Genomic DNA, 15,243 nt, shown 5'->3' on the forward strand with positions numbered 1-15,243 from the left:
CGCTAACACCAGGTTTGATTCTGATTTTTGCTTTAAGGCCTGTTCATTCGCACTTATAAATTAAAAAACATTAATTACCCTCATTATTATACGCCCTACATTTTATTTTTATCCCTCTGCCCTGCTACCGATTCACGGCAAATATCGGTTCATGGATATTTAAAGGAACAGTAATGACGAATTATTTCAGACGTTTGCCCTTATCCGGTTTTATTGTCTGCGCGGTACTGCTCACTGGATGCGATGGTCAGGAAAACCAACCACCGCAACCGCAGGCACCTCAGGTCAGCGTGCATATTGTGAAAAGCGCCCCTCTGGCTGTCACCACCGAACTCCCGGGCAGAACAGATGCCTTTCGCGTTGCGGAGGTTCGTCCTCAGGTGAGCGGCATCATATTGCGTCGTAACTTCACAGAGGGAAGTGATGTAAAAGCCGGCGAGTCACTTTATCAGATCGATCCTGCCACCTATCAGGCCGCGTATGACAACGCGAAAGGTGAACTCAAGAAGGCCCAGGCGGCGGCTAACATTGCGCACCTGACGGTAAAACGCTATCTCACGCTGGTTGGCACGCAGTATGTCAGCAAGCAGGAATACGACCAGGCCGTGGCGACAGCGCAGCAAGCAGATGCCAGCGTCGTTGCCGCACAGGCAGGCGTTGAAAGCGCGCGCATTAATCTTGCCTATACCAAAGTGACGTCTCCCGTCGAGGGTCGCATCGGTAAATCCAGCGTCACCGAAGGCGCACTGGTGACGAACGGGCAAGCCGCAGCCCTGGCAACGGTTCAGCAGCTTGATCCGATGTATGTCGACGTCACCCAGTCCAGCAGTGATTTTATGCGTCTGAAGCAGACGAGCCTGCAAAAAGGAGAGGCCACCAGCACCGTTGAGCTGGTGATGGAGAATGGTCAGCCCTACCCGTTGAAAGGTACGCTGCAGTTCTCGGATGTCACGGTCGACGAAAGTACCGGCTCTATCACCTTGCGCGCGATTTTCCCAAACCCACAGCACCTGCTGTTGCCTGGCATGTTTGTCCGGGCCCGCATTGATGAAGGTACACAGCCTGATGCGATTCTGGTCCCACAACAAGGCGTGACCCGCACGCCGCGCGGTGATGCATCCGTTCTGGTGGTTAACGATAAAAACCAGGTTGAGTCACGTACCGTCGTTGCCCCTCAGGCGATTGGCGATCGCTGGCTGGTGACGGAAGGGCTGAAAAATGGCGACCGCGTCATTGTCAGCGGCTTACAAAAAGTCAGACCGGGCGCTACCGTCGTCGCGACGCCTGATACCACCACGACTCCAGCCGGTTAAGGGACGACGACATGGCTAATTTCTTTATCCAACGGCCGGTTTTCGCCTGGGTGCTTGCCATCATTTTGATGATTGCAGGCGGGCTGGCCATTCTCAAACTGCCCATCGCGCAGTATCCGACCATTGCCCCTCCCGCCGTGGCTATCACCGCAACGTATCCGGGTGCTGATGCGCAAACGGTGCAGGATACCGTAACGCAGGTTATCGAACAGAACATGAACGGTATCGATAACCTGATGTATATGTCATCCACCAGCGATTCCGCAGGTAATGTCACCATCACGCTGACCTTCCAGTCCGGAACAGACCCGGACATTGCGCAGGTACAGGTGCAGAACAAACTGCAGCTCGCCATGCCGCTGCTCCCCCAAGAGGTCCAGCAGCAAGGGATCGGTGTTGAGAAGTCCAGCAGCAGCTTCCTGCTGGTCGCAGGCTTTGTCTCCGATAACAAAGACCTCACGCAGGATGACATCTCTGACTATGTCGCGTCTAACGTGAAAGATGCCATTAGCCGCACCACGGGAGTGGGTGATGTGCAGCTGTTTGGTGCCCAGTATGCGATGCGCATCTGGCTCGACAGCAACGCGATGAACAAATACCAGCTGACGCCGCTGGATGTGATTAATCAGCTGAAAACGCAGAACGACCAGATAGCGGCCGGCCAGTTAGGCGGAACGCCGTCAGTACCGGGGCAGCAGTTGAACGCCTCGATCATTGCACAAACGCGTCTGAAATCTCCGGAAGAGTTTGGCCGCGTGACGCTCAAGGTGAACCAGGACGGCTCCATGGTTCATCTGAAAGATGTGGCCCGCATTGAGCTGGGTGGCGAAAACTACAATATGGTCACCAAAATCAACGGGCAAGCGGCAACCGGCCTGGGGATTAAGCTGGCTACCGGTGCAAACGCACTGGACACGGCCGCCGCCATCAAGAGCAAACTGGCCCAGCTCCAGCAGTTCTTCCCGCAGGGGCTGAAGGTAGTCTACCCCTACGACACCACGCCTTTTGTGAAGATCTCTATCCACGAAGTGGTGAAAACGCTGTTCGAAGCGATCATTCTCGTCTTCCTGGTGATGTATCTTTTCCTGCAAAACCTGCGGGCGACGCTTATCCCGACAATTGCGGTGCCGGTCGTGCTGTTGGGTACGTTTGCGATCCTGGCGGCGTTCGGTTTCTCCATCAACACCCTGACCATGTTCGGTATGGTGCTGGCGATTGGCCTGCTGGTTGATGACGCCATCGTGGTGGTTGAGAACGTCGAACGCGTCATGGTTGAGGACAAGCTGCCGCCAAAAGAGGCGACGCAGAAGTCGATGGGGCAGATACAGGGCGCACTGGTGGGTATCGCCATGGTGCTTTCAGCGGTCTTTATCCCCATGGCCTTTTTTGGCGGTTCAACAGGAGCCATCTATCGTCAGTTCTCGCTGACCATTGTCTCGGCTATGGCGCTGTCAGTGCTGGTCGCTCTGATTCTGACACCGGCGCTGTGCGCCACCTTGCTTAAGCCCGTCGCCAGCGATAGCCACGAAAAGAAAGGTGGCTTCTTCGGCTGGTTTAATGCGCTCTTTGACCGGAGCGTGGAGCATTACAGCAACAGCGTAAGCGGCATTTTGCGTAAGACCGGGCGCTATCTGGTGGTATACGTCATCATCGTCGGTGGCATGGCCGTACTGTTCCTGCGCTTACCCACCTCCTTCCTGCCCGAAGAGGATCAGGGGGTATTTATGACCATGGTCCAGCTCCCCGCCGGAGCCACCCAGATGCGTACCCAGCAGGTGCTTGACCAGGTTCAAAACTATTATCTCAACAACGAGAAGGCTAACGTTGAATCGGTGTTTACCGTGAACGGCTTTAGCTTTAGTGGTCAGGGTCAGAACTCCGGTATTGCGTTCGTTAGCCTGAAGCCGTGGGAAGCGCGTCCCGGAGCAGAAAATAGCGTTGAGGCGATTGTAAGGCGTGCGACAAAGACCTTCAGTCAGATTAAAGATGGCCTCGTGTTCCCGTTTAACCTGCCTGCGATTATCGAGCTGGGTACCGCAACGGGCTTTGACTTTGAGTTGATTGATCAAGCTAACCTGGGGCATACCCAACTGACCCAGGCGCGTAATCAACTGCTCGGCATGGTGAGAGCGCACCCCGATCTGCTGGTTCGCGTTCGTCCTAACGGTCTGGAAGATACCCCACAGTTCAAACTGGATGTCGATCAGGAGAAGGCACAGGCGTTGGGCGTCAGCCTCTCTGACGTCAACCAGACGATCTCGACGGCATTGGGGGGAACCTATGTGAACGACTTTATCGATCATGGACGCGTGAAAAAAGTGTACGTCCAGGCCGACGCGCACTTCCGTATGTTGCCAGGGGACATCAACAACCTCTACGTGCGCAGCGCGAATGGTGAAATGGTGCCGTTCTCCTCCTTTAGCAGCTCGCACTGGGTGTATGGCTCGCCTCGCCTGGAGCGCTACAACGGAATGCCTTCGATGGAGATCCTCGGTGAGTCCGCGCCGGGTAAAAGTACCGGTGAGGCGATGGCCTTGATGGAGAACCTCGCCGCAAAACTGCCTTCCGGTATCGGCCATGACTGGACGGGAATGTCTTATCAGGAACGACTGTCTGGTAACCAGGCACCTGCCCTGTACGCCATTTCACTGATTGTGGTGTTCCTGTGCCTGGCTGCGCTTTATGAAAGCTGGTCTATTCCCTTCTCGGTCATGCTGGTTGTGCCGCTGGGTGTCACGGGCGCGCTTCTCGCCGCATCGATTCGCGGGTTAAATAATGATGTCTATTTCCAGGTCGGCCTGCTGACAACGATTGGTCTGTCGGCGAAAAACGCCATTCTGATCGTCGAGTTTGCTAAGGATCTGATGGATAAAGAAGGTAAAGGGATCATTGAAGCCACACTGGAAGCATCCAGAATGCGCCTTCGACCGATCCTGATGACGTCGCTGGCCTTTATCCTTGGCGTGATGCCGCTGGTCATCAGCAGAGGAGCCGGGAGCGGCGCGCAAAATGCTGTCGGGACAGGTGTTATGGGAGGGATGCTTTCCGCAACGCTTCTGGCCATTTTCTTCGTACCCGTCTTCTTTGTGGTTGTCCGGCGCCGGTTTACGAAACATAAAGAGTAATGTTTCTCAAAAAAGGCACCTCAGGTGCCTTTTTTATTTTTAGCATAAACAATGGATTAGATATGTCATACTCACAGCATTAATAGTTAACCATTTGCATTAAGTAAAAACGCCGCGTTACGTCTTCATATTTTCTCCATTAATTCATCCTGACAGCGACTTTTCTCCACGATTTTTACAAACAACATAATTTGAGATTATTCCCCGTGCAACGTTGCCTTATCCCGGTGGTAAAATAGTCTCCAGTTCGTTAATAGCCCTCCTGGCTGTATAGCGAATGAGAAATAATACTGAGGTAACATCATGAAAAGATTCATTTCCGTTGCACTACTCGCTGCGCTGCTTGCTGGATGCGCGCACGACTCTCCATGTGTACCGGTATACGACGATCAAGGCCGACTGGTTCATACCAATACCTGTATGAAAGGCACCACTCAGGACAACTGGGAAACAGCAGGTGCTATCGCCGGTGGTGCTGCCGCAGTGGCAGGTTTGACGCTGGGTATCGTTGCTCTGACGAAGTAACATCAGAACGTATCATGTGTGTAGAAAGCGCGGCTCTGTCCGCGCTTTTGCTTTTAAAGAGTGCAGCGTTTTCAGATAAGTAAAAAAATAGCCCCGTCTTTACCCAGCCTGTTTATTTCATCCTGCGGACAGTCACATATTTTTAATGCACAGCGTTAAATTACATATTCTATCGTGATGATTTTCACATATTAATTACATTTAATACCCTGCCAATATTCACCCCAGAAACTATCTCTTCTTTTTAAGGCATAGCCATGAAAGTTTTGCTCCGATTTGTGGCACAGGTTGTAATTTCGCACCGTTTCGGGGCGCTCTCTTTATTTAACCCTGTCTACACTCAGCATTATGCGCTCATTGGTCACCTATTTTGTTGAGCGCAAAACCTGGCATTACGTTTGCTTTATAAACGTTGGCCAAAGCCACAGACAGGTAAAGCGTTTAAAACGCCTCTATAACGATAAATTTCGCCACACAGGATGCATTATGAAAAAGACGATGATAGCCAGCCTGGCCGCCGCGGGCATGTTGTTTGCTGTAGCCGGTCAGGCCCATGCGGGTACGACACTGGATGCCGTTAAAAAGAAAGGGTTTGTTCAATGTGGGATCAGTGACGGTTTACCTGGCTTCTCTTATGCCGATGCAAACGGCAAATTTACCGGTATTGATGTTGACGTCTGCCGCGGTGTCGCCGCCGCCGTTTTCGGAGACGACAGTAAAGTAAAATATACCCCGCTGACGGCGAAAGAACGTTTCACCGCATTACAGTCTGGCGAAGTTGACATGCTTTCCCGTAATACCACCTGGACCTCCTCCCGTGATGCAGGCATGGGAATGGCATTTACTGGCGTGACCTATTATGACGGTATCGGTTTCCTGACCCACAATAAAGCGGGCCTGAAAAGCGCCAAAGAGCTGGATGGCGCGACCGTTTGTATCCAGGCCGGTACCGATACCGAGCTGAACGTCGCGGATTATTTCAAAGCAAATAACATGAAATATACCCCTGTGACATTCGATCGCTCCGATGAATCGGCCAAAGCGCTGGAATCCGGTCGTTGCGACACGCTGGCTTCTGACCAGTCACAGCTGTACGCCTTGCGTATTAAGCTGAGCAACCCGGCGGAGTGGATTGTCCTGCCCGAAGTGATCTCCAAGGAGCCTCTTGGACCGGTTGTGCGTCGTGGCGATGAAGACTGGTTCTCCATTGTTCGCTGGACGCTGTTTGCCATGCTGAATGCCGAAGAGATGGGCATCAACTCGAAAAACGTCGACGAGAAAGCCGCTAAACCGTCCACGCCGGATATGGCTCATCTGCTGGGAACAGAGGGCGATTTCGGGAAGGATCTGAAGCTGGATAACAAGTGGGCTTACAACATCATCAAACAGGTGGGTAACTACGCTGAGATCTTTGAGCGCAACGTGGGATCGGAAAGCCCTCTGAAGATCAAACGCGGCCAGAACAATCTCTGGAACAACGGCGGTATTCAGTACGCGCCACCAGTACGTTAAGTCATTGCTGTAACGGGCACTGTTAAGGCAGTGCCCGCCCCAGAGTCATGGTTACCGAGGTTTCTTTATGTCCCATCGCCGCTCAGCCGTAAAAGGATCGCTATCCTTTTCTCATCCCGCGGTCCGCGCCTGGCTATTCCAGGTTATTGCGATTATTGCGGTTGTTCTTATCGCCGTGTATCTCATCCATAACACTATAACCAACCTGAATAATCGCGGTATTACTTCCGGCTTTGCTTTTCTGGATCGCAGCGCGGGGTTTGGCATTGTTCAACACCTTATTGATTATCAGGAAGGCGACACGTATGGACGCGTGTTCGTGGTCGGTTTACTGAATACGCTGCTGGTCTCTGCACTTTGTATTGTTTTTGCCTCCATACTGGGCTTCTTTATTGGTCTGGCACGTTTGTCCGAAAACTGGCTGCTGCGCAAACTGTCTACTTTTTATATTGAGACGTTCCGTAATATCCCGCCGCTGCTGCAGATCTTTTTCTGGTATTTTGCCGTGCTGCGCAACCTGCCGGGGCCACGTCAGGCTATTGATGCTCTTGATCTGTTTTTCCTGAGTAATCGCGGGTTGTATATTCCTTCTCCGCAGCCGGGTGAAGGGTTGTATGCCTTCATTGCCGCCCTTGTAATAGCGCTTGCTCTCTCAGCCGCCATGTTCCGCTATAACCGCAAGCATCAGTTCAAAACCGGGCAGCTTCGTAAAACCTGGCCAACCGCCGCCATCCTTATCATTGGCCTGCCACTTCTGACACACTGGCTGTTTGGGGCCGCCCTTCACTGGGATATTCCGCAGCTGCGTGGCTTTAACTTCCAGGGCGGAATGGTTTTAATTCCTGAGCTGGCAGCACTGACGCTGGCGCTTTCGATTTATACCTCTGCATTTATCGCCGAGATTATTCGTGCGGGGATCCAGGCCGTTCCTTACGGACAACACGAGGCGGCGCGCTCGCTGGGATTACCCCATACGGTGACGCTTCGTCAGGTCATTATTCCGCAAGCGTTACGGGTCATCATTCCGCCGCTGACCAGTCAATACCTCAATATTGTCAAAAACTCATCGCTGGCGGCCGCCATTGGCTACCCCGATATGGTGTCGCTGTTTGCCGGAACCGTGCTTAACCAGACCGGACAAGCCATTGAAACTATTGCCATCACAATGTCTGTCTATCTGATCATCAGCCTGGTGATTTCGTTGCTGATGAACCTCTATAACCGTCGTATAGCACTGGTCGAGCGCTAAGGATCTATGATGACAAAAGCGATACTGTCGCACTCCTCGCGCCCTGCCGGTTCGACAGGCGGACGTTTAATTCTCTGGGCACGTAAGAATCTGTTCTCCAGCTGGAGTAACAGCCTGCTGACAATTGTATGTTTGTGGCTTATGTGGGAATTAATTCCACCGCTGCTGAACTGGGCTTTTTTACAGGCTAACTGGTCGGGATCCACTCGCGCAGACTGTACAAAAGCAGGGGCCTGCTGGGTGTTTATCCATGAGCGTTTTGGCCAGTTCATGTATGGATTGTATCCGCATGAACAGCGCTGGCGGATTAATCTGGCACTGGCCATCGGGCTGCTCTCCATCGCCGTAATGTTCTGGAAAAAACTGCCTCATCGGGGGCGTTATATTGCCTGTTGGGCAGTGGTGTATCCCATTATTGTTTGGGTGCTGTTGTATGGCGGCTTCCTGGGGCTGGAACGTGTTGAAACACGTCAGTGGGGTGGGTTAACGCTGACGCTGATTATCGCGTCCGTTGGGATAGCCGGCGCACTGCCATGGGGTATTTTGCTCGCGCTTGGGCGGCGCTCAAAAATGCCTGTCGTACGTGTGCTTTCCGTTATTTTCATTGAATTCTGGCGTGGCGTACCGCTTATCACCGTTCTGTTTATGTCTTCGGTCATGTTGCCGCTGTTTATGGCAGAAGGGACAACGATAGACAAACTGATCCGTGCCCTGGTCGGGGTCATCCTTTTCCAGTCCGCTTACGTTGCGGAAGTGGTGCGTGGGGGCCTGCAGGCTCTGCCTAAAGGTCAGTACGAAGCGGCGGAATCACTGGCGCTTGGCTACTGGAAAACGCAGGGACTGGTGATATTGCCACAAGCACTCAAGCTGGTTATCCCGGGCCTGGTCAATACCATCATTGCCCTCTTCAAAGATACCAGCCTGGTGATCATCATCGGGCTGTTCGATCTCTTTAGCAGCGTGCAACAGGCGACCGTTGACCCTGCCTGGCTGGGTATGTCCACCGAGGGATATGTCTTTGCTGCTCTGATCTACTGGATCTTTTGTTTTAGCATGTCGCGCTATAGCCAGCATCTGGAAAAGCGCTTTAACACCGGGCGTACACCGCACTGAGGAAATTATGAGCCAGATTACTATGACACCTGCCGACGCGATGATTACGCTGGAAAACGTGAATAAATGGTACGGGCAGTTTCATGTTTTGAAAGACATTAACCTCAAGGTTAAGCAGGGAGAACGGATCGTTCTTTGTGGCCCTTCCGGGTCCGGAAAATCCACGACCATTCGCTGTATTAACCACCTTGAAGAACATCAGCAGGGGCGTATTGTTGTTGATGGCATCGAGCTGAATGAAGATATTCGTAACATCGAACGGGTGCGCCAGGAAGTGGGAATGGTGTTCCAGCACTTTAACCTGTTTCCCCATCTGACCGTTCTGCAGAACTGTACGCTTGCGCCAATTTGGGTACGAAAGATGCCTAAAAAGGAGGCTGAAGCACTGGCGATGCACTACCTGGAACGGGTACGAATCGCAGAGCACGCCAATAAATTTCCCGGCCAGATATCAGGCGGTCAGCAGCAGCGCGTGGCTATCGCCCGTTCGCTCTGTATGAAACCGAAAATTATGCTTTTTGATGAACCGACATCCGCCCTGGATCCGGAAATGGTGAAAGAGGTACTGGATACCATGATTGGACTGGCGCAGTCCGGGATGACCATGCTGTGTGTGACGCACGAAATGGGGTTTGCCAGAACCGTGGCCGATCGGGTGATCTTTATGGATCGTGGGGAAATCGTTGAGCAGGCACCGCCGGATGAGTTCTTCGCACAACCTAAATCTGAACGTACGCGGGCTTTCCTGTCACAAGTGATCCATTAAGCGTGTCTTAGCCCGGTGGCGTTTCGCTTACCGGGTCTGACTTTTTCCGGGAAACATAACGCAAAAAGGCCATCCTTTCGGATGGCCTCTTCACTTGTTTGATGTCTGGCAGTTCCCTACTCTCACATGGGGAGACCCCACACTACCATCGGCGCTACGGCGTTTCACTTCTGAGTTCGGCATGGGGTCAGGTGGGACCACCGCGCTAAAGCCGCCAGACAAATTCTTTTACTTCTTGCCGAACTTTAACCTAAGTATAAAGTGGTGCTGATACCCAGAGTCGAACTGGGGACCTCACCCTTACCAAGGGTGCGCTCTACCAACTGAGCCATATCAGCACGCTAAATTTGATGCCTGGCAGTTCCCTACTCTCACATGGGGAGACCCCACACTACCATCGGCGCTACGGCGTTTCACTTCTGAGTTCGGCATGGGGTCAGGTGGGACCACCGCGCTAAAGCCGCCAGGCAAATTCTGTAATCTGTATCAGCTGAAAATCGTCTCTCTCACCGCCAAAACATCTTCGGCGTTGTAAGGTTAAGCCTCACGGTTCATTAGTATCGGTTAGCTCAACGCATCGCTGCGCTTACACACCCGACCTATCAACGTCGTAGTCTTCAACGTTCCTTCAGGAGACTTAAAGTCTCAGGGAGAACTCATCTCGGGGCAAGTTTCGTGCTTAGATGCTTTCAGCACTTATCTCTTCCGCATTTAGCTACCGGGCAGTGCCATTGGCATGACAACCCGAACACCAGTGATGCGTCCACTCCGGTCCTCTCGTACTAGGAGCAGCCCCCCTCAATTCTCCAGCGCCCACGGCAGATAGGGACCGAACTGTCTCACGACGTTCTAAACCCAGCTCGCGTACCACTTTAAATGGCGAACAGCCATACCCTTGGGACCTACTTCAGCCCCAGGATGTGATGAGCCGACATCGAGGTGCCAAACACCGCCGTCGATATGAACTCTTGGGCGGTATCAGCCTGTTATCCCCGGAGTACCTTTTATCCGTTGAGCGATGGCCCTTCCATTCAGAACCACCGGATCACTATGACCTGCTTTCGCACCTGCTCGAGCCGTCACTCTCGCAGTCAAGCTAGCTTATGCCATTGCACTAACCTCCTGATGTCCGACCAGGATTAGCTAACCTTCGTGCTCCTCCGTTACTCTTTGGGAGGAGACCGCCCCAGTCAAACTACCCACCAGACACTGTCCGCAACCCGGATTACGGGTCTACGTTAGAACACCAGCCATTAAAGGGTGGTATTTCAAGGTTGGCTCCACGCAGACTGGCGTCCACGCTTCAAAGCCTCCCACCTATCCTACACATCAAGGACCAGTGTTCAGTGTCAAGCTATAGTAAAGGTTCACGGGGTCTTTCCGTCTTGCCGCGGGTACACTGCATCTTCACAGCGAGTTCAATTTCACTGAGTCTCGGGTGGAGACAGCCTGGCCATCATTACGCCATTCGTGCAGGTCGGAACTTACCCGACAAGGAATTTCGCTACCTTAGGACCGTTATAGTTACGGCCGCCGTTTACCGGGGCTTCGATCAAGAGCTTCGCGTTGCCGCTAACCCCATCAATTAACCTTCCGGCACCGGGCAGGCGTCACACCGTATACGTCCACTTTCGTGTTTGCACAGTGCTGTGTTTTTAATAAACAGTTGCAGCCAGCTGGTATCTTCGACTGATTTCAGCTCCATCCGCAGGGACTTCACCTACATATCAGCGTGCCTTCTCCCGAAGTTACGGCACCATTTTGCCTAGTTCCTTCACCCGAGTTCTCTCAAGCGCCTTGGTATTCTCTACCTGACCACCTGTGTCGGTTTGGGGTACGATTTGATGTTACCTGATGCTTAGAGGCTTTTCCTGGAAGCAGGGCATTTGTTACTTCAGCACCGTAGTGCCTCGTCATCACACCTCAGCGTTAATAAACGACCGGATTTACCTAATCGTTCCGCCTACATGCTTAAACCGGGACAACCGTCGCCCGGCTAACATAGCCTTCTCCGTCCCCCCTTCGCAGTAACACCAAGTACAGGAATATTAACCTGTTTCCCATCGACTACGCCTTTCGGCCTCGCCTTAGGGGTCGACTCACCCTGCCCCGATTAACGTTGGACAGGAACCCTTGGTCTTCCGGCGAGCGGGCTTTTCACCCGCTTTATCGTTACTTATGTCAGCATTCGCACTTCTGATACCTCCAGCACCCCTCACAGGACACCTTCAACGGCTTACAGAACGCTCCCCTACCCAACAACGCATAAGCGTCGCTGCCGCAGCTTCGGTGCATGGTTTAGCCCCGTTACATCTTCCGCGCAGGCCGACTCGACCAGTGAGCTATTACGCTTTCTTTAAATGATGGCTGCTTCTAAGCCAACATCCTGGCTGTCTGTGCCTTCCCACATCGTTTCCCACTTAACCATGACTTTGGGACCTTAGCTGGCGGTCTGGGTTGTTTCCCTCTTCACGACGGACGTTAGCACCCGCCGTGTGTCTCCCGTGATAACATTCTTCGGTATTCGTAGTTTGCATCGGGTTGGTAAGCCGGGATGGCCCCCTAGCCGAAACAGTGCTCTACCCCCGAAGATGAGTTCACGAGGCGCTACCTAAATAGCTTTCGGGGAGAACCAGCTATCTCCCGGTTTGATTGGCCTTTCACCCCCAGCCACAAGTCATCCGCTAATTTTTCAACATTAGTCGGTTCGGTCCTCCAGTTAGTGTTACCCAACCTTCAACCTGCCCATGGCTAGATCACCGGGTTTCGGGTCTATACCCTGCAACTTAACGCCCAGTTAAGACTCGGTTTCCCTTCGGCTCCCCTATACGGTTAACCTTGCTACAGAATATAAGTCGCTGACCCATTATACAAAAGGTACGCAGTCACCCCATAAAGAGGCTCCCACTGCTTGTACGTACACGGTTTCAGGTTCTTTTTCACTCCCCTCGCCGGGGTTCTTTTCGCCTTTCCCTCACGGTACTGGTTCACTATCGGTCAGTCAGGAGTATTTAGCCTTGGAGGATGGTCCCCCCATATTCAGACAGGATACCACGTGTCCCGCCCTACTCTTCGAGTTCACAGCCTGTGTGCTTTCGTGTACGGGACTTTCACCCTGTACCGTGCGACTTTCCAGACGCTTCCACTAACACACAAGCTGATTCAGACTCTGGGCTGCTCCCCGTTCGCTCGCCGCTACTGGGGGAATCTCGGTTGATTTCTTTTCCTCGGGGTACTTAGATGTTTCAGTTCCCCCGGTTCGCCTCGTTAACCTATGTATTCAGTTAACGATAGTGTGTCGGAACACACTGGGTTTCCCCATTCGGACATCGCCGGGTCAAAGGTTCATATCACCTCGCCGGCGCTTTTCGCAGATTAGCACGTCCTTCATCGCCTCTGACTGCCAGGGCATCCACCGTGTACGCTTAGTCGCTTAACCTCACAACCCGAAGATGTTTCTTTCGATTCATCACCGGTTTGCGAAAATTTGAGAGACTCGAACACACATAACATGTGTGTCGTTTCAATTTTCAGCTTGATCCAGATTTTTAAAGAGCAAATATCTCAAACGTCACCCGAAGATGAGTTTTGAGATATGTCGGCAGGTGACTTTCACTCACGAACCAGCAAGTGGCGTCCCCTAGGGGATTCGAACCCCTGTTACCGCCGTGAAAGGGCGGTGTCCTGGGCCTCTAGACGAAGGGGACACTGAAGTCTCAATCGCAAGACGCCTTGCTATTTACTTTTCATCAGACAATCTGTGTGAGCACTACAAAGGCAGGTTCTTTAAGGTAAGGAGGTGATCCAACCGCAGGTTCCCCTACGGTTACCTTGTTACGACTTCACCCCAGTCATGAATCACAAAGTGGTAAGCGCCCTCCCGAAGGTTAAGCTACCTACTTCTTTTGCAACCCACTCCCATGGTGTGACGGGCGGTGTGTACAAGGCCCGGGAACGTATTCACCGTAGCATTCTGATCTACGATTACTAGCGATTCCGACTTCATGGAGTCGAGTTGCAGACTCCAATCCGGACTACGACGCACTTTATGAGGTCCGCTTGCTCTCGCGAGTTCGCTTCTCTTTGTATGCGCCATTGTAGCACGTGTGTAGCCCTACTCGTAAGGGCCATGATGACTTGACGTCATCCCCACCTTCCTCCAGTTTATCACTGGCAGTCTCCTTTGAGTTCCCGGCCGGACCGCTGGCAACAAAGGATAAGGGTTGCGCTCGTTGCGGGACTTAACCCAACATTTCACAACACGAGCTGACGACAGCCATGCAGCACCTGTCTCAGAGTTCCCGAAGGCACCAATCCATCTCTGTAAAGTTCTCTGGATGTCAAGAGTAGGTAAGGTTCTTCGCGTTGCATCGAATTAAACCACATGCTCCACCGCTTGTGCGGGCCCCCGTCAATTCATTTGAGTTTTAACCTTGCGGCCGTACTCCCCAGGCGGTCGACTTAACGCGTTAGCTCCGGAAGCCACGCCTCAAGGGCACAACCTCCAAGTCGACATCGTTTACGGCGTGGACTACCAGGGTATCTAATCCTGTTTGCTCCCCACGCTTTCGCACCTGAGCGTCAGTCTTTGTCCAGGGGGCCGCCTTCGCCACCGGTATTCCTCCAGATCTCTACGCATTTCACCGCTACACCTGGAATTCTACCCCCCTCTACAAGACTCTAGCCTGCCAGTTTCGAATGCAGTTCCCAGGTTGAGCCCGGGGATTTCACATCCGACTTGACAGACCGCCTGCGTGCGCTTTACGCCCAGTAATTCCGATTAACGCTTGCACCCTCCGTATTACCGCGGCTGCTGGCACGGAGTTAGCCGGTGCTTCTTCTGCGGGTAACGTCAATTGCTGTGGTTATTAGCCACAACACCTTCCTCCCCGCTGAAAGTACTTTACAACCCGAAGGCCTTCTTCATACACGCGGCATGGCTGCATCAGGCTTGCGCCCATTGTGCAATATTCCCCACTGCTGCCTCCCGTAGGAGTCTGGACCGTGTCTCAGTTCCAGTGTGGCTGGTCATCCTCTCAGACCAGCTAGGGATCGTCGCCTAGGTGAGCCATTACCCCACCTACTAGCTAATCCCATCTGGGCACATCTGATGGCAAGAGGCCCGAAGGTCCCCCTCTTTGGTCTTGCGACGTTATGCGGTATTAGCTACCGTTTCCAGTAGTTATCCCCCTCCATCAGGCAGTTTCCCAGACATTACTCACCCGTCCGCCACTCGTCACCCGAGAGCAAGCTCTCTGTGCTACCGTTCGACTTGCATGTGTTAGGCCTGCCGCCAGCGTTCAATCTGAGCCATGATCAAACTCTTCAATTTAAGTTTGATGCTCGTGAATTAAACTTCGTAATGAATTACGTATGTTCACTCAGAGACTTGGTATTCATTTTTCGTCCGAGGACGTTAAGAATCCATGTCACTTTGAGTGCCCACACAGATTGTCTGATAAATTGTTAAAGAGCAGTTGCGACGCGGCTTACAGCTCACCGTCGCGAGGTGGCGTATATTACGCTTTCCTCTTTCAGAGTCAACCCTGAAATTCAGGATTTTTTCTCTTCAACCGACCGGGTTAACTGTGAAGTGATTCACATCTGCCGTGTCGATGGAGGCGCATTATAGGGATCCCA

General features: G+C 52.6%; 7 protein-coding genes, 2 tRNA genes and 4 rRNA genes. 7 read left to right on the plus strand and 6 right to left on the minus strand.

The window, feature by feature from the left end:
* Window positions 1-173 precede the first annotated feature (173 nt).
* The 7 genes from ACMGG3_RS16000 to ACMGG3_RS16030 all read left to right on the plus strand — a co-directional run bounded on the left by ACMGG3_RS16000 (window position 174) and on the right by ACMGG3_RS16030 (window position 9,603).
* Entirely contained in the window at window positions 174-1,313 is a 1,140-nt protein-coding gene (locus ACMGG3_RS16000) for an efflux RND transporter periplasmic adaptor subunit (RefSeq protein ID WP_414149312.1), read from the plus strand.
* Between the two features lie 11 nt (window positions 1,314-1,324).
* Window positions 1,325-4,438, plus strand: coding sequence for an efflux RND transporter permease subunit (locus ACMGG3_RS16005; RefSeq protein ID WP_414149313.1), 3,114 nt, complete (start codon window positions 1,325-1,327; stop codon window positions 4,436-4,438).
* 303 nt (window positions 4,439-4,741) lie between these two features.
* A complete protein-coding gene (locus ACMGG3_RS16010; protein WP_008502867.1) occupies window positions 4,742-4,963 on the plus strand; it encodes a lipoprotein in 222 nt (73 codons plus the stop codon).
* A gap of 486 nt (window positions 4,964-5,449) precedes the next feature.
* Window positions 5,450-6,475 (plus strand): amino acid ABC transporter substrate-binding protein, encoded by a 1,026-nt coding sequence (locus ACMGG3_RS16015; RefSeq protein ID WP_014171877.1) that lies wholly within the window; start codon window positions 5,450-5,452, stop codon window positions 6,473-6,475.
* Between the two features lie 67 nt (window positions 6,476-6,542).
* Window positions 6,543-7,724, plus strand: a complete 1,182-nt coding sequence (locus tag ACMGG3_RS16020) for an amino acid ABC transporter permease (protein WP_014171878.1) — start codon at window positions 6,543-6,545, stop codon at window positions 7,722-7,724.
* 9 nt (window positions 7,725-7,733) lie between these two features.
* Window positions 7,734-8,837: an amino acid ABC transporter permease gene (locus tag ACMGG3_RS16025; RefSeq protein ID WP_040018710.1), complete on the plus strand. Its 1,104-nt coding sequence runs from the start codon at window positions 7,734-7,736 to the stop codon at window positions 8,835-8,837.
* Between the two features lie 7 nt (window positions 8,838-8,844).
* On the plus strand, window positions 8,845-9,603 hold the full coding sequence (locus tag ACMGG3_RS16030; protein ID WP_047743810.1) for an amino acid ABC transporter ATP-binding protein: 759 nt from the start codon (window positions 8,845-8,847) through the stop codon (window positions 9,601-9,603).
* 103 nt (window positions 9,604-9,706) lie between these two features.
* On the opposite strand, the gene rrf (ACMGG3_RS16035) is transcribed toward ACMGG3_RS16030, so the two are convergent.
* The 6 genes from rrf (ACMGG3_RS16035) to ACMGG3_RS16060 all read right to left on the minus strand — a co-directional run bounded on the left by rrf (ACMGG3_RS16035) (window position 9,707) and on the right by ACMGG3_RS16060 (window position 14,935).
* A 5S ribosomal RNA gene (gene rrf, locus ACMGG3_RS16035) occupies window positions 9,707-9,822 on the minus strand.
* A gap of 43 nt (window positions 9,823-9,865) precedes the next feature.
* A tRNA-Thr gene (locus ACMGG3_RS16040) sits at window positions 9,866-9,941 on the minus strand.
* Between the two features lie 14 nt (window positions 9,942-9,955).
* A 5S ribosomal RNA gene (gene rrf, locus ACMGG3_RS16045) occupies window positions 9,956-10,071 on the minus strand.
* Window positions 10,072-10,136: 65 nt separating this feature from the next.
* A 23S ribosomal RNA gene (locus ACMGG3_RS16050) occupies window positions 10,137-13,042 on the minus strand.
* 192 nt (window positions 13,043-13,234) lie between these two features.
* A tRNA-Glu gene (locus tag ACMGG3_RS16055) sits at window positions 13,235-13,310 on the minus strand.
* 85 nt (window positions 13,311-13,395) lie between these two features.
* Window positions 13,396-14,935 (minus strand): 16S ribosomal RNA (locus tag ACMGG3_RS16060).
* Together the 16S, 23S and 5S rRNA genes with 2 tRNA genes alongside form the textbook arrangement of a ribosomal RNA operon.
* Window positions 14,936-15,243: the final 308 nt, after the last annotated feature.

Origin of the sequence: Enterobacter sp. BNK-18 (assembly GCF_047456135.1) — a bacterium.
In the GTDB taxonomy this organism is placed as follows: Bacteria; Pseudomonadota; Gammaproteobacteria; order Enterobacterales; family Enterobacteriaceae; genus Enterobacter; species Enterobacter ludwigii.

Coding starts and splice junctions, on each gene's coding strand:
- ACMGG3_RS16030 (WP_047743810.1), top strand. CDS start 8,845: ATGAGCCAGATTACTATGACACCTGCCGACGCGATGATTACGCTGGAA.
- ACMGG3_RS16015 (WP_014171877.1), top strand. CDS start 5,450: ATGAAAAAGACGATGATAGCCAGCCTGGCCGCCGCGGGCATGTTGTTT.
- ACMGG3_RS16005 (WP_414149313.1), top strand. CDS start 1,325: ATGGCTAATTTCTTTATCCAACGGCCGGTTTTCGCCTGGGTGCTTGCC.
- ACMGG3_RS16025 (WP_040018710.1), top strand. CDS start 7,734: ATGACAAAAGCGATACTGTCGCACTCCTCGCGCCCTGCCGGTTCGACA.
- ACMGG3_RS16020 (WP_014171878.1), top strand. CDS start 6,543: ATGTCCCATCGCCGCTCAGCCGTAAAAGGATCGCTATCCTTTTCTCAT.
- ACMGG3_RS16000 (WP_414149312.1), top strand. CDS start 174: ATGACGAATTATTTCAGACGTTTGCCCTTATCCGGTTTTATTGTCTGC.
- ACMGG3_RS16010 (WP_008502867.1), top strand. CDS start 4,742: ATGAAAAGATTCATTTCCGTTGCACTACTCGCTGCGCTGCTTGCTGGA.